The following is a 19,766-nucleotide window of genomic DNA, read 5'->3' as shown; positions in this document are numbered from 1 at the left end:
ACACGAGCCTTTCTTGGAGAATCAGCAACTGACCGAGTTGTGACGGTCAGCCACCAGACCGAGCTGTTCAGCGCATCCGCTCGCGCTCGAGAATGAAGTCCTTCGCGGTGTACTGACGATGCCGACCCGGCAAGTCGGCGATCGTCAGACCGGTGATCAGCTGGCCGGCATCCGTGTCCAGTGCCGTGGCGATCCTGATGATCGTCGTCAGGCTGGGGTTGGCCCGTCCGCGCTCGATCTTGCCGTAGTTCGTCGGGTGAAGGTCCGCCAGATGCGCGACCTGCTCCTGACTCAGATCGAGCGCCAGACGGATGTCACGCAACCGCTCCCCGATCACGCCAGCGGCGCGAGAGAACGGCTCGACCATGCCTTCCTGTCTATGGTCGAGGCAGCGTTCGTATCCAGAGTGTTCGTGCCCTGTCGGCTTGTTCGGCTGGTCGACAGGGCTCAGGGATGTCAGCGTTTCGCGACTGTCTCGGCGCTGACGCACGCTTGGCTGCGGTTGCTGGTTTCGACAGGATCAACCGGCGACAAGCCCGACGTGCGCCTGACCAAGATGTGGAACGGCGGCAGGGCGTGCGAGCACGACAAGACGGTATTGCGCACGACGACATCACGATCCGGCCCGCACTGCCGCCACTGCGGATCTCGACCCGGTACAAGCAGCCTTCAGGAGCGACCCGGAGGTTCGTCCAAGGCGCGCTCGTCCCCACCGCTGGTCGTCGGATCCACCCTCCGCAGCCCTGGCACAGTGTCGAACACCGGGTCGGGCGAGGCGATGGCCGGAATGCCGTAGGTCAATGCGGTGGCGGAGTGCACCGCATCCCGCCCCCGCACGGCGGTGTGCTCCATGAGATCGAGGGCGAGATCGAGAATCTCGCGATCGAAGTCGAGGAGGATGAACGCAGGGATCAGCTCACGCACCTCGGCGACAGCGGCTCTGCCGTCGCCACCCAGCCGGCGTCGCCCGTGGAACACGACCTCCTGAACCATCTCAACGCTGGCATACGCACGGCCGCGACCCTCCCACACGTGCTCAAGATAGGCGCGGCATCGGTCCCGGGTCGTCCCAGGTTCGCCGCGCGCGTAGATGACCACCGTGGAGTCGACGAGAACCGCGTTCTCCTGCGTCATTCGAGACCTGTGAGGAAATCGCGCGCCATGGCATCCTTTTCCGCCTCGAGGTCGATCGGCCCGCTCGGATGCGCGTCGGCCAGAGCCCAGAGTCGTCGCAACGAGGCTCGCGCATCGTCACGTCGATGCTCGAGTCGCTCGGAGACGGCATCGCGGATGAACGCCCCGACGCTCGTGTGCTGCGCGGAGGCCTCAGCCTCCACTCGCGCGTACAGCTCGGGGTCGACCAGCACTTGGACGCGCTTCTCCTAAGTCGCCATGCACGCAGCATGGGCAGACATGCACATACCTGCACATGCCTGTGTAGGCCCGGCCAGGTTCGACGCACATCGTCAGCACGCTGCAGCCACGGAACACGACAACGCGTGGGATCCGTGAGCCGCGCGCCCGATGTCTTCGCCGCAGACAGCCTCAGCTGCCCGAAGCCACCACCACCGCGACAATCGCCGCCGCGATCCCGCCGAGCACGGCCACTCCGCCGATGCACACTCCGACGATGCCGAGCTTCGTGGCCGTGCTGAGTCCGCGTTTCGTCCAGCCGGCAGCGGTCAGCGCGGCGATCACGGCCTTGCGCATCGTCTCTGTCGAGAACGTGTACGTTCCGAAGTCGGATGACTCCACCGTGAGACCACCCTCCGGGTCCTTGACCACGCCCCACTGCAGGTTCTTGTGCGCCTCGTAGCGCACCATGCGTCCGCGCTGCACGGACTTCACGCCGCTGAGGTGCAATCCGGACAGGTTGGCGCCCCCGTAGAACGCACGATCGACCAGGATGTCGTCGAGACGATAGGTGCGGTTCGCCTGGTCGACGAGGATGTTCAAACCCTGATCGACGGAGAGTGATTGGGTTCGGAACAGCGTCGTCCACTTCTGGTCCGTGACCTTCCAGGCGACGGTGATCCTGTCCGGGTGTTGCGGATCGAGGCCCACCTCGTATGGAGTGTCCGCGAGCGACAGCGCAAGCGTCTGTTGCAGCTGCTGGAGCGTTGTGGAGGGGACATCGGCGGCAGGCGGGAACGTGTTCGGCGTCGTCACAGCGCCGATCCTATCGGTGTCCATTCGGCCGGTAGAACCCACGTGTCTCCTGGATGATCACAGGCGGCCGCGTCGGCGACTCCAGGCCGTCATCCGCGTGGGATCTCTACTCCGTACCGCTGTCCCTCGCCGCCGCGTACCGCTCGATGATGATGACCGCCGCGTCGTCCAGCGTGTCCTTCGCCAGCCCGAGCTCGCTGCGCACCCGAGCACGACCGATCAGCATCGATTCGTACTGCGACTCGGATCCCGCGACGTTGCCGCTGTCCATGGCGCGGATCCCCATCGAATACCAGCGCTGAGCCGCCTGCAGCTCGTCGACGAGCTCCAGGAAGCCTGCGAGCACGAGGTACGTGTTGACGTGCGTGGGTGCATCCTTGCGGAGGGATGTCGCGAGCTCGAGGGCAGCATCCGTCTGTCCCCCTTGATAGAGGGCCTGCACCATGAGCGCGCGAGGATCGACGTACGTGGGACCGCCGTCTTCACGCGCGGCCTCGTACATGCGCAACGCCTCGGCGTGATCGATCGCGTAGCCGAAGTTCTCCCCCGCTTCCAGCAGGACCGTCGCACGTGAGAGGTCTTCGGCGAGCGTGTAACGGGTCGGATCGGTGGCCCATGAGCGCAGCGTCTCGGCGACGGAGAGGTTGTCGCCGCCACGGGCGCGCTCGCGGACGTCGTCGAAATCGGCTCGGGTGATGAGGCGTGGCACCCGGCAAGCCTACGAGACGCTGAAGGCTCGGGCTTGCACGGGCCTCATCGTCGTGCAACCCGTGCGCATGCAGACGCGGGAATGGGCGCCATCCGTAGACTCGTCGGCATGGCGCGCTCCAGCAAGGTCAAGCCGTTCGTCGGCGTCACAGGCACCAGCACGTCGCACGGCGTGGCCATCCCGAGCCGCGTCAACCGCGGTGTCGACCGCTTTCTGGCTGTGCAGCGCCCGGCGGTGCTCGCGCACCTGCGGAGCATCAAGACGCGTCATCCGGATGCCACGCCCGAGGAGGTCGCCTACCTGGTCGGGCGTCGATACCTCATGGTGGTCACCGCGAGCGGAGCGGCAGTCGGGGTCACCGCTGTCGTTCCGTCCGTCGGCACGATCGCCACGCTTGCCCTCTCGGCAGTGGAAACGGCCGCCTTCTTGGAGGCCACTGCGCTCTTCGCCCAGTCGATCGCCGAGCTGCACGGGCTTCCCGTGACGGATCCGGAGCGTGCCCGCGCCCTCGTGCTCGCTCTCATGCTGGGCAAAGAGGGGTCCACCCTCGTGCGCCAGTGGGGCCTGGAGCTGACGGAGTCCGAGGTGACGCGGGAGCTGTACTGGCGCCAGGTGGTCTCCTCGAGCATCCCGCGCGTCGTCGTTGCACCCCTCGTGCAGCGACTGCAGACCGCGCTCGCCCGCCGGGTCGCGACGAAGGGCTCCAGCAGCATCCTGGCGAAGGCGCTGCCTTTCGGTGTCGGTGCTGTCGTCGGCGGTGCAGGCAACCGCATCACGGGGTCCCGTGTCGTGCACACAGCCAACATCGCTTTCGGCGCACTTCCGGATGTCTTCCCCGACGCCCTGCTCGGTGCACCTGTCGACACCGGTGCACGCGTCGACACCGGTGCGCCGTCCGTCTCCGGCGAGTCGCCCGCGATCTGAACCGGATCGCCGAGTCCTACTCGGACAGCACCGCGTCGGGGTCGTCGACCTCGGTGGCGTCGCCATGTTCGAGCTCGACGCCGTCACCGGAATGCAGGACCGCGAAGCGACCCCACTCATCCATCAGATGCTGGACGGCGTCGTGGAAACGCTGAGTGGTCGCCCCGGGAGTGGTGTCGCCGAAGTAGCGCTCGACCCAGTATTTCAGACGCTCAGCAGCTGCATCGTCGTGCTGCAGGTCGTCGATGATCGAGACGATGTCGGACGCGTCCTCGGCAGACAGCCACTCGCACGCGGACAGGTAGCCTCCGCGATCGATCTCCGCTTCCTCGCTCACCGGACGAGTGATGAGCAGCGGTTTGCCGGCCGCGAGGCGGTCGTAGACCATCGCCGAGATGTCGACGATCGCGAGGTCGGCCGTTGAGAGCTGCCAGCCCAGCTCGGGTCCGGAGTCGTAGACGTGGTGGGCGGACGGATCCGCGGCGTTCGCGGCGTTCAACATCGCGATGATCCGCTCATTGGCTGCGCGGTAGTCCTCGTCCACTACGCCGGAACGCGGATGAGGACGATAGACGACCCGGTGCCGCCCCGTCGCGAGGAGCCGCTCTACGAGGGCAACACCGTGGGATGCAACGGATCCGTACGCGGCCGCTGCGCGGTCGCCCTCCCACGTCGGCGCGTACAGCACGACCGTGCGCTCATCAGGCGTATAGGGAAGCTCGCCCGAGTAATGATCGGCCTGCGGACGTCCGATCTTGATGGCGCGCTTGTCGAAGTCGTAGTCCCACAGCACCTTGCGCAGGCGCGAGATGGCGGCATCCCCCGCCACCAACGCGTAGTCGTACGCCTTGAACTGGTTGGTGGTCATGTACATCTTGTCGGACTCGCCGTGGTTGATGAACACGTGCCAGCGGCGGCCGTACCGCATCATCTGGAAATTGCGGGTGTTCTGATTGACGTAGAAGACGACACGGATGTCCTGATCCGCGATCGTCTCCTCCAGGTCGACAACGGTGCGCACGTAGGCGACCGGCAGTGGCGACTCGTCGAGGAGGGCTGCAGCGCCGACAGGCGACCGGGACAGGATGACGACGGGCCACGTCTTGCTCAGCTCGACCAGGGGCTTGTACCACTGACGGATCTGGTACAGGTTGACCCTGCTGTCCGCGAAATAGACAGCGATCTTGTACGTGTCAGGCTCCAGGCGCACACTGCGATCGAGACGCTCGGCGAGCTCCGCACGAGCGCGGCGCTGCACGAAGGCGTTCCTGATCAACCGAACGCCCGCGCGGGCATCATGCGCTAATCCCATCCGCCCAGAATATTGGAGGATTCTTAGCATCGGCTCCGCACAGGTGACGTGCAGGGTTCACCCGGGACTACTGCGGCGTCGCGACGAGGCCGAGGGTTTCGACCGTCGCTGTCGTGCGGGCCTGATCAGACGACCGGGGGGCGACCGGCGAGCGTCATCCGCCACACCGTGCGCCAGCTCATCGGACGACGCTCGCCCGGATCCTCCCGCCAGCCGGCCGCCCAGCCCGCGAACCATGGGCGCAGGGTGCGCGGAGTGCGCGCTCCGCGCAGCAGCTGAACGCCGGTCCAGGTCGCCACGTACACCGGGACCAGGATGCCCGGGAGATTGCGCCTGGCGACCCACACCCGGTTCCTCGCGTTGCGCCAATAGAAGTCCGCATGCCTCGTGGTCGGGACATTCGGATGCCGCGCCTCCAGATCGCCCGCGTACCAGGCGCGTTTCCCCTGATCCCACACCCGCCACGCAAGCTCGATGCCCTCGTGCGCGTAGAAGAAGGGACCCGCCCAGCCGCCGGCCGCGTCGAGAACGGAGCGGGGCATGACGATGGCCCCCTCGAGTAGCGAGAAGACCGCGCTGGAGCGCGCCGGATCCCCCTTGCGCAACCGCGGAACCCAGCGCCGCGGCGCCGGCGAGTCATCGATCGTGCGTACTCGGGGCTGCAGCACGCCCAGCGACGGATCCGCGCGGAAGCGGGCGATGGCATCCGCGAGAAAGGTGTCGGACTCGAGGTACTCGTCGTCGTCGAGGAAGAACAGGAACTCCCCGGACACCTCGGGGACACCGGCGTTCCTTCCCGCCGGGATGCCGATGTTCTCAGGGAGACCAAGGCCCCGCACCCCTCCTGGCAGCCCGGTCGGATCCCATCCGTTGCCGACGCACACGATGTCGACCGCGACGCCGCGCTGTGCGATGACGGATGCCAGTGCCCGCGCGAGCTCCGCCGGTCGCGTCCCCTGCGTCAGGACCACGACGCCGACCGTCGGCGCCGTGGATGCGGCCGCTCCGGATCCGGCAGGCTCGGATCCGACGGATCGGGATCCGCGTCCGGATCCGTCCGCTCCGCCGCCGGCATCGCCGCTCACGACCGCAGTCGCCTCGAGCTGATGATGGCAACGAAATGCCCGATCAGCGCCAGGATCGCGAATGCCAGGAGAACCACGAGGTACACGCGTTCGGTGGCCGGCGTTCCGGTGAACAGGGCGATCACGGCGACGACGAAGGTGACGAGTGTGAGTTCGACCGAGTGGAACATCCGGTGGAACGGGAAGAACTTGACGGCGCGACGGGCGAGCGCGATGAGGCGGTGCTGGGGTGCGGCATCCGCTTCTTCATTGCCGAGCCGAGGAAGCCCGGCGTACGCGCGGGCCACGCGCGTGAGGTCGTTGAGTGCCTTGTTCAGCACCAGCACGAGCGCGAGCGCGAAGCCGAGCGTCGTCCACAGGTAGTCCGAGGGGGCATCGAACGGCCAGGACGCGGCGCGCAGCCCCAGCACGACGGCGATGAACGTCTCGGTCGAGTAGTGCCCGACGGCGTCGAGGAAGTGGCCGGCCGGCGATGAGCTGTGTCGCCATCTGGCGACCTCCCCGTCGCAACAGTCGAACAGCATCTGGATCTGGCCGAAGACCACGGCGAGCGCGGCGCCACCGATGCCGGGGATGAGCAAGGAGGCCGCCGCGAGCCATCCGGACAGGATCATGAACGCGGTCACGCCGTTGGCGCTGATGCGGGTCTTGAGCAGCGTCCACGTCAGGTACGGCGAGATGTCGCGCAGGTAGAGATGCGCCGTCCAGTGCTCCGCGTTGCGGCGCTGACGCACCTCGGGCGGCTGGGTCACCTCGCGCAGCTGAGCGATCGACTCTGGCCGGCGATACGAATCCGGAGCCGACACGCTACCTCCCTGAACGACTGTGCAGATCGTGCGACAGCTCGAAGAATCCGCCGATGAATCCGACTCCCCAGCTCACGTGGATGGTCGGCACCACGACGATGAACCGCAGCATAGCGGCGAACCCGTCTCTGCTCGCGATCCCGGCCGCGGCGACCACGACGAACAGCACGTAGAGGATCGGCACCGCGAAGGCCAGTGTCAGCCAGCCCAGTGGTGCGCCGACGATCAGGCCGGCGAGCCCGAGCAGTCCGACGATGATGGAAGCCGCGAGCAGCACCACCAGCACCGGTGGTGCGAAGTACCTAGCGGAGTTCGCCGACGGGAACCGGCGCACGAGCTCGCCGCGCCACATCCCGGTGGCGAAGAACTGATGCACGAGCGAGCGGATGCTCGACCGCGGCTGATACGTCACCACCAGTCGCGGAGTGAACCAGACCGTCCCACCCGCGGCGCGCAGGCGGCGGTTGAGCTCCCAGTCCTGGCCGCGGCGGACGCCCTCATCGAAGAGTCCGACGGCCTCGAGGCGATCGCGACGGAAGGATCCGAGGTACGCGGTCTGCGCCGGACCCTCCTTGCCGCCGACGTGGTGCTGCGTTCCGCCCAGGCCGATGCGGGACTTGTAGGCGCGGGCGACGGCCTTCTCGAACGGGGTCGTGCCGCGCGCATCCATCAGTCCGCCGACGTTGTCGGCGCCGGTGCGCTGCAGCGTCTCCACGGCGATGCGCGTGTAGTCGGAGGGAAGCAGGGAGTGGGCGTCGACGCGGATCACCACGGGATACGCGGATGCCCGGATCGCCTGGTTCAGACCGGCCGACGTCGACGCGGCGGGGTTAGGCACAACGCGCACGTTCGGATGCTCACGGGCCAGCTCGGCGAGCACCCCTTCGGTTCCGTCGTTGCTGGGACCGACGGCCAGGGTGATGTCGAACGGACCCGTGTAGTCCTGCGCGAGAAGACGCTCGACGGCTGCTCGCACGTACGGTGCCTCGTTGAGGACCGGCATCACGTAGGACACGCCGGGGAGCGCACCCGTGGCGCCTGTACTGCTGGATTCGCCCATCACATCCGCTCGTCGAACCGGAGACCAAGCCTATCAGCGCACCGAGCCGGGGCACGAAGCGCGGCCGGCCTGACTCGCGGCACGGCCCGCGCCACGAAGGGCGGTGGCTCGACCCGGGGCACGCCCGCGCTGAAAACAGCAGTTGTCGTCGGTGACAGCGGGAATCCTGCCGTTGCCGAGGCGAGAGCGCGGTCAACGCTGCTTTCGGTACCGTCCGGTGTGATCGGCACGGCCGGTGCGTCATCCGCTCACCGGGCTGCACGTGCAGAACACACTCGACGGCCCGGAAGCGTGTGCTCCGGGCCGTCGAGTGTGTTGCCGTGAAGGAGGTTCGATCAGCTGGAGAGCGTGCCCAGCGTGACGTCGCTCTGCTTGCTCTGGCCGTTGCGCTGGTACTCGATCGTGGCCTTGCTGCCGCCGGCCAGCGCCCGCACCTGAGCGGTGAGGTCGGTGGCGTTCGTGATCGGCTTGCCGTTGAAGTTGGTCACGATGTCGCCGGCCTGCAGTCCGGCGCCTGCGGCTGCACCGCCCGACGTCACGGACTTGACCAGAGCACCGACCGTGGTCGCGCTGCTGTCGCTCGTCGAATCGGCCACGGTCGCTCCGAGCAGACCGCTCGTCGCCTTGCCGTTCTTGATGATCTCGTCAGCGACGCGCTGCGCAACGTTCGACGGGATGGCGAAGCCGACCCCGATGCTTCCCGACTGGTCGCTTGAGGAGTCCGACGAGCCCGCGCTCGCGATCGCGACGTTGATGCCCATGACCTGCCCCTTGCCGTTGAGCAGCGGACCGCCCGAGTTTCCGGGGTTGATGGCCGCATCCGTCTGGATCACAGGGAGGGAGATGGTGCTCTGCGCGGAGGACTGACCGCTGCTGCCGCCGTTCTGGTCGAAGTTCCAGAAGTTGAACGGACTGTTGTCTCCGTTGTCGCCGTTGTCCTGCTGGTCCTGGTCGGGCGCGGCGGAGGAGGCGATCTGGATGCTGCGGTTCAGCGCGCTCACGATGCCGTTGGTGACGGTGCCGGAGAGGCCGAGCGGAGCGCCGATCGCGATCGTCTGGTCGCCGACGTTGACCTTGTCCGAATCGGCGAAGCTGGCCGGGGTGAGGCCGCTCGCGTTCTGCAGCTGGATCACCGCGAGGTCGAGCACCGGATCGGTACCGACGACCTTGGCCTTGTAGATCTTGCCGTCGTTGGTGGTCACGGTGATGCTGGCGCTGCCAGTCTCCCCGTCGAGGGTGACCACGTGCGTGTTGGTGAGGACGTATCCGTCGGAGCTGAGGATGACACCGGATCCGGTGCCCGCCTCCTGCGAGCCGGTCACGTTGATCGTGACCACGCTCGGACTGACCTTGGACGCGACGGCCGTCACATCTGTGGCGGTCTGCGGATCGTTGACGGTCACGCTCGTGGCGCCCGTGGACGTCACGGCCTTCGAGTTGCCGGAGTTCGCGGCGTAGATGCCGACGACACCGGCTCCCACACCACCGCCGAGGAGGCCGGCGAGCACGAATCCGGTGATCAGGAGGCCTGCGCGGTTGCCCTTGCCGTCCTTCTGCTTCGCAGGCTTCTGGGGCTGACCCGGCTGGCCGGGCTGGCCCTGCGCATACGGCGGCTGGCCCGCGTACGTCGGCTGGCCGAAAGCACCCGGCTGTGTGCCGTACTGGTAGTTGCCCTGCTGCGCGTACTGCTGGCCGTAGTGATAACCGGCCTGCTGAGCGGCGTACGGGTTCTGGGCGCCCTGGTTCTGAGCTCCGTGGTTCTGAGCTCCGTGGTTCTGAGAATCGGGCTGCGACGGAACGCCCTGCGACGGCACGGCTGCACCGGCAACCTGCGGCGGCAACGGTTCCGTCGGCTGCGTCTGATTCGCCGCAACGTCGGAGACAGAGCGCTCGACTGTCGGAGTCTCTGCGGTGGGCTGTTCGGCTGCCGGCTGCTCGCTCGTCTGGTTCTGTGCCGGAGCGGATGCCGCGCCGCCCGCCGCTGCGGACTGCACGTCCGCCGGCTGGTTGTCGGCCGGCTGGGCGTCGGCGGAAGTCTGGGAGTCGCGATCCCGACGGATCGCGTCGAATTCGGCTCGCGGAAGTGTGGCGTCGTGCTCGTCGGTCCGAGGCGTGTCGGCAACCGAGTCCTGCGACCCCTGCTCCTGCGGGGTGGGCTCCGGCGTCTCCGCGGGGTCCTTCGGTGTGTCGGTCATGTGTCGTGCTCCTTCCAAGCACCTCAAGCATCCGCTGTCATGCTGGGCGTCGTTTATGCGCAGTCTGTGAACGGTCTAGAACAATTCCATGAGTAGCGGATGCCTGTGCGGATCGGCGCTCTCGCCGAGGTTCCGGCTGGGCGTCGCATCCGTCACCGGAGCGATCGCAAAGGCGCCTAGCAGCCCGGACCCGTCGGGTCGGCCTGGCACGTGCGCTGCACCAAGACGGTCTTCGCATCGCCGGCGACGACGGTGAACGTCGGCGCTGACAGGTTCAGGCTACCGGGCACACCGCTCCATGGGCCGTCGCCGATGCGATACGTCGCCGTGTACGAAACGGTGAGCCGCACCGGATAGCTGCCGGGGGCCTCGTAGACGTGACTCGTCGCCGTCGGCGAGAACTCGGGAAGACCCAGGTCTTTCCAGGTCGCTCCGCCGTTCGCACCTGCCGCACCGGTCCCGTCACCGTAGTCCCACGCGAAACGTACGGGTGTGAAACGCACGCTCGCCGGCTGTCCGAGAAGGACTCCTGATGCCACGTGCTCGGGAGCCTGTGACACGAAGTTGGCGTCGAGCCCGACGATCGCCCACCCGTTGGGCTCGCCGAGCACCGTCGGCGCCTGCGGATAGAACGAGGCGAGATCGGACATGGAGACACCGGCGCCCGGTGGTGCCGGCTCGGGACCGGCAGGAGCGGAGTGGCCCAGCGGACACAGATCGGGCCTGTCGCACACGAGCGGGCTCGGCTCGATGCGCGGATCCTCATCGGCGCCGCCGGAGTCCTCGTTCGTGCCTGAGGCGTCTGAGGCGCCGTGGCCGCTGCCGCCGGTCGTGGCGCCCACGTCGACGTGATCGCCGGCGATGGTGCCGGTGGTGCAGAGGCCGGCCGCCTTGTCGAACATGGTGCATTCATCTGCACTTTGGGGCGCCGGAACTAATGCCGCAAACATGAGCGCAGCGCACACCAGCGCCAGACGGGTTTTCACGCGCAAATACCAGCGATTTGGAGCGTGTGCTCGTCACTCACAACGAGGTCGCGTGACCCTGTAGACGTGGTGGTTATAGCAACGGGAATGCGACTTTGTCTGTCGGCCGCCACTATCGATGTCCCATGCGAGTCAATAATGTCAACTCCCGAGACGTCCTCACACGCATAAATAATTACGCTCGAGTCGCTTTGTCGCTGCAGCGTGACGTTCTGGAACGCCGTGGCCCCAACCGAATGAGCACCAGCATCTCGGAACTGCGCCGCACTCTTTGCGCTTAGTTTGGCCGCATTAGCCGTTGCGTACGGGGCGATGCGCTCGGGGTTCGCGCCGCCGTCGTGCGAGATCGTGTCGGACATCTTCAGGTACGCGGCGTAAGCGTCCGTCGCGGCCTTCAGTGCCTCCTCGTCCGACGAGAACAGCGGTGTGGCTGCGGCGGACGCCGACTTCGTCGGGGTCGGCTGGCCAGGGGTGCAGGAGGCGAGGGCGAAGGCGAGGAGCACGGCGGAGGCCGTGGCGAGCATCCGTCGGCGCACGAGCATGCGTCAACGGTAGGGCACGACGGCTGAGCACGTCGGAGTTGTCCACAGGCTCGAGTACCCCGCAGATCGCCTCGATGCGCACCCGTCGTCAGAACGCGGCATTAGCGTGAAGCCATCGGAGCACGATGGAGGCGAGATGACGGTGTTGGTCCCCGGTCCCTGGCAGCGCGCGGCACACGGCGCAGGACTTCTGAGCGAGGACGGCGTCGTTCGGGCGACCATCTTCGCCGAGATGAGCGCGCTCGCCGCCCGCACGGGAGCGATCAACCTCGGGCAGGGCTTCCCGGACGAAGACGGCCCGGCGGAGGTTCTCGATGCGGCGGTGAGGAGCATCCGGGACGGGGTGAATCAGTATCCGCCCGGCATCGGCATGCCCGTGCTGCGCGAGGCCATCGCCGAGCACCAGCAGCGCTTCTACGGGCTGACCGTCGATCCCGACCGCGAGGTCCTCGTCACGGCAGGTGCCACCGAGGCGCTCGCGGCAACGCTTCTCGCTCTGGTCAGCGAGGGCGACGAGGTCGTGACCTTCGAGCCGTTCTACGACGCGTACGGTGCGACGATCGCGTTGGCGGGCGGAATCCATCGCACGGTTGCGCTGCGCGCGCCGGACTTCCATCCGGATCTCGACGAACTGCGGACCGCGGTGAGCGACCGCACCAGGGTGATCCTCGTGAACGACCCGCACAATCCGACGGGGGCGGTCTTCGATCGGGACGTGCTGCAGGCGATCGTCGAGCTGGCGCACGAGCACGACGCGATCATCGTGACCGACGAGGTATACGAGCACCTCACGTTCGAACGACAGCACATCCCGATCGCCACGCTGCCGGGTGGTCGGGACCGCACCGTGACGATTTCATCCGGCGGCAAGACGTTCAGCACCACGGGCTGGAAGATCGGCTGGGCCATCGCTCCCCCGCAGCTCATCACGGCGATCACGGCCGTGAAGCAATTCCTCACGTATGTGAACGGCGCGCCTTTCCAGCCGGCCATCGCGGCCGGACTGCGGATGCCGGACTCCTTCTTCCTCGATGCGGCCGCCACTCTGCAGGCGAAGCGGGACCTGCTCTCGTCAGGCCTCGAGCGTGCCGGGTTCGATGTCTTCGCCTCGCACGGCTCCTACTTCGTCGTAGCGGATGCCGCACCCCTCGGCTACACGGATGCCATGGCCTTCTGTCGCGAGCTCCCCTCACTCGCCGGCGTGGTCGCCGTTCCGATCACGGCGTTCTGCGGACCGCTGCTGCGGGACCAATCAGCGTCTCTCGTGCGCTTCGCGTTCTGCAAACGGGTCGACGTGCTCGAGCGCGCGGCGGCTCAGCTGGCACGACTCGGTTGAGCCTTCGGCTCGAGCCGTCGCCGGCGCATGCGTGTCGCGCGCACAGGGGACCTCTTCGAGATCGTCCGCCTCAACTCCGCCGGCTCGGCCGGATGCGCGAGACCTCTTCGAGATCGTCCGCGTCGCCTCCGCCGGCTCTGGTGAACGGCTCAAGCCTTCGGCACCACGACATACCTGCGCAGCGCGAGGGCCGGATTCTGCGCACGTACAGCGGCGAGACGCTCACGGTCCAGCCACGCCAGCGCGATTCCGGGCCGCTCACCGGCATCCGCCACGACGACGCCCATCGGATCGACCACGATGCTCGAGCCGACGCCGATCGGGCCGACGTGGTCGGCCGCCGCGACGAACACCGTGTTCTCGATGGCCCTGGCCGTGATGAGAGTGCGCCAATGCTGCTCCTTGAGCGGACCGCGTACCCATTCGCTGGGGACCACCACGAGCTCGGCGCCCGCGTCGACGATGGTCCGGGTCACCTCAGGGAAACGGAGGTCGTAACACGTCTGCAGGCCCACGGCGAAGCCGTCGACCGTGAAGAGCTGAGGCGGATCCAGCGGGCCGGGGACGACGACATCCGACTCGCGAGCGCCGAACGCATCGTAGAGATGCTGCTTGCGGTAGACGGCGCGGATGCCGGCGCGGGGCGCGATCGCCGCCAGCGTGTTGGAGAAGTGATCGGGGACGTCGCTGCGCTCGGCGAATCCGGCCACGATCGTCACGTCGAGTGCGTCGGCCAGTTCACCGACGGCCTGCGTGAACGGACCGTCGAGGGGTTCGGCATGATGGACGAAACGCGCATCGACCGGATCGACGAAGTACGACGAATACTCCGGGAACACGACCAGGCGGGCGCCGCGTGCAACGGATGCTGAGGCGAGCTCGGCCATCCGCTCCAGGTTCTCCTGGGTGTCGGAGCCCGGAGCGAACTGTGCGACCGCGACAGCGACCGCGACCGTGGGGGACGCTGCGGCCTCGTCGATGCACGTCATGTCGCTCAGCCTATGGCGAGCGCCACGGACAACGAGGGCCGAGCGACGCAGGCGGAGCGTCCGATGTGCGCGGACACGCCCGGACGCGCACCGACGTCACCCCGATTTCACCTCACTCCGCGCGCCATGCTAGGCTCACTAAACGTGCCGCGGGGTGGAGCAGTTCGGTAGCTCGCTGGGCTCATAACCCAGAGGTCGCAGGTTCAAATCCTGTCCCCGCAACAAACGAACGGCCCCTGATCTGGGATTTCCTGGATCAGGGGCCGTTTGCTTTGTGCTCTCCGTGCTGGCTCGAGGCTTATCGGCGGCTTATCGACAGAACGTGTGGATGGGTTCGGGCGTGTCATGGTCGTCCTGCCCATCCTGTGCGGGCCTAGAGACCTTTTTCTGTGGTAGGGCCGGTGTCGGGCGGAGTGCACGTCGAGACGATCGGTTCGCTCACCGATCGATGACTTCCTCATGGGCGCGGGCAGGCAGGCAGTCGGTGTCCGGTTGGCGCATGCGGCGCGTGCGCGCAAGCAGGAGCCCAAGGTCGAACGGTGCCGCGCTCCGCCGCAACCGCGGACCTGGGCTCTCGTCGATAAAAGCGCGCACCCCCGAGGGGAGAAGCGCGCACCCCCGAGGGGAGAAACACGCACCCTCGAGGAGAGAAACACGCACCCTCGAGGAGAGAAACACGCACCCTCGAGGCGGAACACGCACCCTCGAGAGGAGGAACACGCACCCTCGGGAGCAGGGGTGTGCGCGATCTGGGTGGGTGCCACCGCCGATTCGGGTTGGACCATTGACCCCCATGCTGGGGTGGCCATAGTGTGCGAGCAAGCGCTTTCCGAGACACGCCGACAACGGGCTGCGCAGGCAATGAAGCCACAAGGAGGAGACACTCATGGCATTTCCCATCACGCGTCGCACTGCACTCGGGCTCATCGGCGGAGCAGCGGGCGCGGCGCTGCTGCCCACTATCCCCGCCAGAGCGGATGCTGCTCACGCGGGTGCCCCGCACGGCACAGGACCGGACGTCACGCTTGCCGACAACGGCACCACAGTGACCCTCGGCAACGGCATCGTGCAGTTCGACGTCGTCAAGTCCACCGCGGAGATCAAGAACCTCCGACTGGTGGGCAGCACCCTCGGCAACGAGGACGTCAACCTTCTGGGCGGATCCGCCGGGCACGGGTACACGACGTTCAACTACAACAACGTGTCAGCTGCCGGATCCGCGAAGAACGCCGTCTACAGCGTGATCTCGCAGACCGCCGACCGGACCGAGATCTCACTGCTCATCGACAACCCGGCAGTGCTGCGGTTCTACCTGGACATCCGCATCGCACTGGAGCGCGGGGCCTCCGGCCTTCATTCGTACTGGATCGTCAAGTACACCGACGACATGCCGGACGGGCTCGACTTCGGCCAGCTGCGCTACGCATTCTCGGCCGACACCCCGGACTTCCACTGGTTCGTCGTTGACGACGAGCGCGGCGTTCAGCAGCGTCCGTCGATCGCCGACATGGCGGCAGCGGTCACCCTGCAGGACACGACCTACGCCCTGCCGGACGGATCCATCTGGTCGAAGTACCAGAACGTGTCGAACCAGGAAGGCGACAACCACGTCTTCATGATCTCGAACGGCAAGGTCGGGCTGTCGCTGATCCAGGCGAGCAAGGAGTACTTCGGCGGGCCGACGCGCCAGGAGCTCACCTGCCACGACTACTACGACGGGATGATCCTGCTCTGGCATCCGTTCACCTCGCACTACGGCGAGGCGGACCTCGCACCCGACCGCGGATGGGAGAAGGTCTACGGGCCGTTCTTCCTGCACGTTGGCGAGGCATCCGCTGCCGATGAGGAGTCGACCGTCGCGGCACTGTGGCAGGACGCCAAGGCTGCAGCTGCCCATCAGCAAGCCCAGTGGCCGTACGCATGGATCGAGGACCCGGCGTACGCCGCTCATCAGCGCTCCACGGTGAGCGGAAAGTTCACCGTCGCCGGCCTCGGTGCCGTCGACAACGGATGGGCCGTGCTCTACAAGGCGGAGCCGGACCGCGCCTACCAGGGCATCACGCTCGACGGATCCGACTGGCAGTACCTCGCGAAGGACTACATCTACTCGGCCAAGATCGGCGCAGGCGGGCGGTTCGAGATCCCTGCCGTGCGCCCAGGGACGTACACTCTCGCCGCGTTCACCAAGGGGGCGATCGGCGAGTACCGGAGGTCGAACATCAGGATCCCGGCATCGAGGCACGTCGACATCGGGAACAACGTGTGGCATCCGGACAGCTTCGGTCCGACGCTGTGGCAGATCGGCACAGCCGACCGCTCGGCCGAGGAGTTCTACGTGCACGGCGGCAAGGACGGATTCCGTCGCACGCTGACGTGGCTCGAGTATCCGTACGAGTTCCCGAACGACGTCGACTTCACGGTGGGCGTCGACGATCCGGCGACGAAGTGGAATTACTTCCACCCGATGCTGAAGACGCCGGGAACCCCAGCCCAGCTGGCGTGGCGTGGGACGACGGCGTCGACGGAGCTCACGGAGTGGAAGATCCGCTTCAAGGCGCACCGCTACCAGAAGGGAACGGCCTACCTCGACATCGCCCTCTCCGGGGACGTGTTCGGCGGGCTGAACCTTGCTCTGAACGGCACGCCCATCGGGACGATCGATCCCGCGCCCGGGGCGCCCGGCGACAACTCGTCGTACCGCCTGACGGTCAGGGCGATGTACCGCCGGGTGCCGACCATCACCTTCCCGGCCACTCTCATCCGGTCCGGCCAGAACGTGCTCACGCTGACGACGGCGCACGCTCCGCAGGCCCCGACCTCCGACAACTGGATGGCGCCCATCGGCGGCGTGATGTACGACACCATCCGGCTGCAGGTGAATGAGGGACGCGGACACGCGTAGTCCCGGGCGGGGCACGGCCGATGTGCCGTGGGGAAGTCGCGACTTCTCCACGGCACATCGTCGAAGCCACGGGCGGCGTCGCCGCGGGAACGTCTGATCCTTAGCGGATTCTTGGCCCACGGCGCACAGACTCTCCGGCCTAGGTCGTGTCCGGCGAGTTCTCGCAGCCACCGGGCGCGACGACGAGCACCGCCCAGGAGTCGCCGCCGTGAAGTCACCCATCGCCCGCATCCGCCGACAGGCCAGAAAGGTCCGTCGTGCCGCGCAGTACGACTGGCACGCGTTCTGGCGCAAGCAGCCCATCCGCCTCGGCACCGTCGTGTACGAGTCGTTCGCGGGCAACGGGGCGTTGTGCAATCCGGAGGCGATCTTCCGCGGGCTGGTGGCCAATCCGGAGTTCGCAGAGTTCGAGCACCTCTGGGTGATCGCGGATGCCGACTCCGCCCCCGAGCTGCAGCGTGAGTTCGCCGGGGATCCGCGTGTGCGCTTCCTGCGGTACCGGAGCCGTGCCTATTACCGCGCCCTGGCGACCAGTCAGTACCTGGTCAACAACGCGACGTTCCCGTCCGAGTTCAGCAAGCGAAGCGGACAGGTGTACCTCAACACGTGGCACGGAACACCGCTCAAGCACATGGGCTTCGACATGCCGGACGGCGCGCTCGACTCGGCGAACACGCTGCGCAACTTCCTCGCGGCGGATTACCTGCTCGCCGCCAACGACTTCATGGCCGAGGTGATGTACGAGAACGCCTACCGGCTGACCAACGTCTACTCCGGCCGGATCATCGCAGAGGGGTACCCCAGGATCGACCGACAGCGCCTGGACGCCGCGGCCGTCGACCAGGCACGCGCAGCGCTCCGAACGGCAGGCCTGGACCTGGAGGACCGGGGAATCGTGCTGTACGCGCCGACCTGGCACGGCGACGCGTTCAGCGATCCGGAGGACGACGTCGATCAACTCATCGAGGATGTGCGCAGACTGCAGGCGGCGATCGGATCCGGATACGTCGTGCTGCTGAAGACGCACCAGGTGGTGCACGGATTCGCGGCGTCGCGGCCGGAGCTGCGACGCATCCTCGTTCCGAACTCCCTGCCCGCGAACGTGGTCCTCGGCGTCTCGGACGGTCTGATCACCGATTACTCGTCGATCTTCTTCGACTACCTCGCCACCGGACGACCGATCGTCTTCTACACGCCGGATGCCGGCGATTACACGGAGACCAGGGGCACGTACTTCCCGGCGGAGGAGCTGCCCGGCCCGGTGGCCGACGACCCCGCCGTGGCGGGGCGCAGCATGGCGGACCTCCTGGCCGGCGGGGGGCGGGCGGAACGCTATTCGGAGTGGCAGGAACGGTTCACTCCGTACGACGACGGCACGGCCACCAGTCGCGTGATCGACGTCGTCTTCAAGGGCCTGACGGAGGGGCGCAACGTGCGCACCGCACGCAACGACGGGCGCAGGCGCCTCCTCTTGTTCATCGGCGGCATGCGCTCGAACGGCATCACAACGGCCGCAATGAACCTCTTGGCCGGAATCGATCACGATCGCTACGACGTGACCGCGTTGATCCCGTACTCCCGACGCTCATGGCACCGCGCAAACCAGGCGCTCATCCCGCCCGAGGTGCGCCAGATCTTCCGCATCGGCGGCATGAACGGCAGCAAGCTCGTGCACGTGCGCCGCAAGTGGGAGGAGCGGCGCGGAGACGTCAGCCTGCACAACGCCCCGCAGGGCTACAAGTGGCTGTGGGACGACGAGTGGGCGCGCGTCTTCGGCGGCGCGCGCTTCGACTGGGTCGCGGACTTCAGCGGATACAGCCCGTTCTGGGCAACCCTGCTGCTGCACTCGCCTCAGGCTCCGCGGGCGATGTGGCTGCACAACGAGATGGCCGCCGACCGCAATCGGGAGGTGAACGGCAAACGGCGCATGCAGCGCAGCCTCGGCCGTGTGTTCGCCCTGTACGGGTCGTACGACGAGCTGGTCTCGGTATCCCCTCGGCTCACGGAGCTGAACAGCCGGGAACTCGCTGAGTTCGCGCCCGCCGAGCGCTTCGTGACCGTGCGGAACCTTCCCAACGTGGACCGCGTGCTGGAGGGGATGCGTCAGCCTCTGACCGAGTTGGACGGGCATCCGCTCGACCCGGAGACCGGAGAAGTGCTGATGCCTGAGTGGGTGGACCGGCTCGGCCGTCACCGCGGCAGCTGGTTCGTCACCGTCGGCCGGCTGTCGCCGGAGAAGAATCACGCGCGACTCGTCGACGCGTTCGCCCTGGTGCACGCCGAGCGGCCTGACACCAACCTGTTGATCGTCGGCACCGGTCCTCTCCGCAGTGCGCTGCAGGATCAGATCGACGCGCTCGGTCTCCAGGATGCCGTCACCCTCACCGGCGCCTATCAGAACCCGTTCGCGATCATGGCCGCCGCCGACTGCTTCGTGCTGTCCAGCCTGTACGAAGGCCAGCCCATGGTGCTGCTCGAGGCGGCGGTCTGCCGGCTTCCCATCGTGTCGACGGCTTTCTCGTCCGTGTACGACGCCCTGCCGTCGGGATCCATCCATGTCGTCGGGCAGAGCGACGCCGCACTCGCCGATGGCCTGCGCGCTTACCTGGACGGCTCCGTGCCGCCCAGCGCCCTGGACGCCGACGCTTACCGGGTCGAGGTGTCCACGGAGTTCGCTGCCGTGGCCGATGCTGCGGCGGATGTCGCACCGGGCCCCCGATGAGCCGTCCTGGGGCCGATCCCCTCAGGCCG

General features: G+C 67.2%; 17 protein-coding genes and 1 tRNA gene. 5 read left to right on the top strand and 13 right to left on the bottom strand.

Features of this window, described 5'->3' with window-relative positions:
• Window positions 1-67 precede the first annotated feature (67 nt).
• The 5 genes from ACX9R5_RS10365 to ACX9R5_RS10345 form a co-directional block, all read right to left on the bottom strand.
• On the bottom strand, window positions 68-367 hold the full coding sequence (locus ACX9R5_RS10365; RefSeq protein WP_459408894.1) for a helix-turn-helix domain-containing protein: 300 nt from the start codon (window positions 365-367) through the stop codon (window positions 68-70).
• Window positions 368-669: 302 nt separating this feature from the next.
• A complete protein-coding gene (locus ACX9R5_RS10360) occupies window positions 670-1,134 on the bottom strand; it encodes a type II toxin-antitoxin system VapC family toxin (RefSeq protein WP_459408893.1) in 465 nt (154 codons plus the stop codon).
• Window positions 1,131-1,367, bottom strand: a complete 237-nt coding sequence (locus tag ACX9R5_RS10355) for a ribbon-helix-helix protein, CopG family (RefSeq protein ID WP_459408892.1) — start codon at window positions 1,365-1,367, stop codon at window positions 1,131-1,133. The genes ACX9R5_RS10360 and ACX9R5_RS10355 overlap by 4 nt, the downstream gene beginning before the upstream one ends.
• Before the next feature lie 178 nt (window positions 1,368-1,545).
• On the bottom strand, window positions 1,546-2,169 hold the full coding sequence (locus ACX9R5_RS10350) for a hypothetical protein (RefSeq protein WP_459408891.1): 624 nt from the start codon (window positions 2,167-2,169) through the stop codon (window positions 1,546-1,548).
• 106 nt (window positions 2,170-2,275) lie between these two features.
• The gene (locus tag ACX9R5_RS10345) at window positions 2,276-2,878 is read right to left on the bottom strand and encodes a tetratricopeptide repeat protein (protein WP_459408890.1); all 603 of its coding nucleotides are present in this window, start codon (window positions 2,876-2,878) and stop codon (window positions 2,276-2,278) included.
• Window positions 2,879-2,986: 108 nt separating this feature from the next.
• Here ACX9R5_RS10345 and ACX9R5_RS10340 point away from each other — a divergent pair, with 108 nt between their 5' ends.
• Window positions 2,987-3,802 carry a hypothetical protein gene (locus ACX9R5_RS10340; RefSeq protein WP_459408889.1) on the top strand — a complete coding sequence of 272 codons (816 nt, stop codon included), beginning with the start codon at window positions 2,987-2,989 and terminating at the stop codon, window positions 3,800-3,802.
• Window positions 3,803-3,818: 16 nt separating this feature from the next.
• Here the strand turns inward: ACX9R5_RS10340 and ACX9R5_RS10335 are convergent, their stop codons facing one another.
• The 7 genes from ACX9R5_RS10335 to ACX9R5_RS10305 all read right to left on the bottom strand — a co-directional run bounded on the left by ACX9R5_RS10335 (window position 3,819) and on the right by ACX9R5_RS10305 (window position 11,788).
• Window positions 3,819-5,114, bottom strand: a complete 1,296-nt coding sequence (locus tag ACX9R5_RS10335) for a CDP-glycerol glycerophosphotransferase family protein (RefSeq protein WP_459408888.1) — start codon at window positions 5,112-5,114, stop codon at window positions 3,819-3,821.
• A 125-nt stretch (window positions 5,115-5,239) separates the two neighbouring features.
• Window positions 5,240-6,085 carry a glycosyltransferase family 2 protein gene (locus ACX9R5_RS10330; protein WP_459409071.1) on the bottom strand — a complete coding sequence of 282 codons (846 nt, stop codon included), beginning with the start codon at window positions 6,083-6,085 and terminating at the stop codon, window positions 5,240-5,242.
• A 110-nt stretch (window positions 6,086-6,195) separates the two neighbouring features.
• Window positions 6,196-7,005: a CDP-alcohol phosphatidyltransferase family protein gene (locus tag ACX9R5_RS10325; RefSeq protein ID WP_459408887.1), complete on the bottom strand. Its 810-nt coding sequence runs from the start codon at window positions 7,003-7,005 to the stop codon at window positions 6,196-6,198.
• Between the two features lies 1 nt (window position 7,006).
• Window positions 7,007-8,065 (bottom strand): glycosyltransferase family 2 protein, encoded by a 1,059-nt coding sequence (locus ACX9R5_RS10320; protein ID WP_459408886.1) that lies wholly within the window; start codon window positions 8,063-8,065, stop codon window positions 7,007-7,009.
• Window positions 8,066-8,400: 335 nt separating this feature from the next.
• Complete coding sequence (locus ACX9R5_RS10315; protein ID WP_459408885.1) at window positions 8,401-10,260, bottom strand: S1C family serine protease; 1,860 nt, start codon at window positions 10,258-10,260, stop codon at window positions 8,401-8,403.
• A 176-nt stretch (window positions 10,261-10,436) separates the two neighbouring features.
• The gene (locus tag ACX9R5_RS10310) at window positions 10,437-11,162 is read right to left on the bottom strand and encodes a PKD domain-containing protein (RefSeq protein WP_459408884.1); all 726 of its coding nucleotides are present in this window, start codon (window positions 11,160-11,162) and stop codon (window positions 10,437-10,439) included.
• Between the two features lie 80 nt (window positions 11,163-11,242).
• The gene (locus ACX9R5_RS10305; protein WP_459408883.1) at window positions 11,243-11,788 is read right to left on the bottom strand and encodes a hypothetical protein; all 546 of its coding nucleotides are present in this window, start codon (window positions 11,786-11,788) and stop codon (window positions 11,243-11,245) included.
• A 136-nt stretch (window positions 11,789-11,924) separates the two neighbouring features.
• Here ACX9R5_RS10305 and ACX9R5_RS10300 point away from each other — a divergent pair, with 136 nt between their 5' ends.
• Window positions 11,925-13,124, top strand: coding sequence for a pyridoxal phosphate-dependent aminotransferase (locus ACX9R5_RS10300; RefSeq protein WP_459408882.1), 1,200 nt, complete (start codon window positions 11,925-11,927; stop codon window positions 13,122-13,124).
• 149 nt (window positions 13,125-13,273) lie between these two features.
• Here the strand turns inward: ACX9R5_RS10300 and ACX9R5_RS10295 are convergent, their stop codons facing one another.
• Window positions 13,274-14,113, bottom strand: a complete 840-nt coding sequence (locus ACX9R5_RS10295; RefSeq protein WP_459408881.1) for a carbon-nitrogen hydrolase family protein — start codon at window positions 14,111-14,113, stop codon at window positions 13,274-13,276.
• 148 nt (window positions 14,114-14,261) lie between these two features.
• On the opposite strand from ACX9R5_RS10295, the gene ACX9R5_RS10290 reads away from it, so the two are divergent.
• The 3 genes from ACX9R5_RS10290 to ACX9R5_RS10280 all read left to right on the top strand — a co-directional run bounded on the left by ACX9R5_RS10290 (window position 14,262) and on the right by ACX9R5_RS10280 (window position 19,737).
• Window positions 14,262-14,335 (top strand) — tRNA-Met (locus ACX9R5_RS10290).
• A 664-nt stretch (window positions 14,336-14,999) separates the two neighbouring features.
• On the top strand, window positions 15,000-17,015 hold the full coding sequence (locus ACX9R5_RS10285; RefSeq protein ID WP_459408880.1) for a polysaccharide lyase family protein: 2,016 nt from the start codon (window positions 15,000-15,002) through the stop codon (window positions 17,013-17,015).
• A 208-nt stretch (window positions 17,016-17,223) separates the two neighbouring features.
• Window positions 17,224-19,737, top strand: coding sequence for a CDP-glycerol glycerophosphotransferase family protein (locus ACX9R5_RS10280; protein WP_459408879.1), 2,514 nt, complete (start codon window positions 17,224-17,226; stop codon window positions 19,735-19,737).
• Window positions 19,738-19,766: the final 29 nt, after the last annotated feature.

It is taken from the genome of Rathayibacter sp. CAU 1779 (assembly GCF_054551755.1).
The sequence above is the reverse complement of the archived record's forward strand: the minus strand, read 5'-3'. Positions and strand labels throughout refer to the sequence as shown.

Excerpts from the sequence above, each read along its gene's own strand:
- ACX9R5_RS10365 (WP_459408894.1), bottom strand. The coding sequence starts at position 367 with ATGGTCGAGCCGTTCTCTCGCGCCGCTGGCGTGATCGGGGAGCGGTTG.
- ACX9R5_RS10360 (WP_459408893.1), bottom strand. The coding sequence starts at position 1,134 with ATGACGCAGGAGAACGCGGTTCTCGTCGACTCCACGGTGGTCATCTAC.
- ACX9R5_RS10340 (WP_459408889.1), top strand. The coding sequence starts at position 2,987 with ATGGCGCGCTCCAGCAAGGTCAAGCCGTTCGTCGGCGTCACAGGCACC.
- ACX9R5_RS10335 (WP_459408888.1), bottom strand. The coding sequence starts at position 5,114 with ATGGGATTAGCGCATGATGCCCGCGCGGGCGTTCGGTTGATCAGGAAC.
- ACX9R5_RS10320 (WP_459408886.1), bottom strand. The coding sequence starts at position 8,065 with ATGGGCGAATCCAGCAGTACAGGCGCCACGGGTGCGCTCCCCGGCGTG.
- ACX9R5_RS10315 (WP_459408885.1), bottom strand. The coding sequence starts at position 10,260 with ATGACCGACACACCGAAGGACCCCGCGGAGACGCCGGAGCCCACCCCG.
- ACX9R5_RS10310 (WP_459408884.1), bottom strand. The coding sequence starts at position 11,162 with ATGTTCGACAAGGCGGCCGGCCTCTGCACCACCGGCACCATCGCCGGC.
- ACX9R5_RS10305 (WP_459408883.1), bottom strand. The coding sequence starts at position 11,788 with ATGCTCGTGCGCCGACGGATGCTCGCCACGGCCTCCGCCGTGCTCCTC.
- ACX9R5_RS10300 (WP_459408882.1), top strand. The coding sequence starts at position 11,925 with ATGACGGTGTTGGTCCCCGGTCCCTGGCAGCGCGCGGCACACGGCGCA.
- ACX9R5_RS10295 (WP_459408881.1), bottom strand. The coding sequence starts at position 14,113 with ATGACGTGCATCGACGAGGCCGCAGCGTCCCCCACGGTCGCGGTCGCT.
- ACX9R5_RS10285 (WP_459408880.1), top strand. The coding sequence starts at position 15,000 with ATGGCATTTCCCATCACGCGTCGCACTGCACTCGGGCTCATCGGCGGA.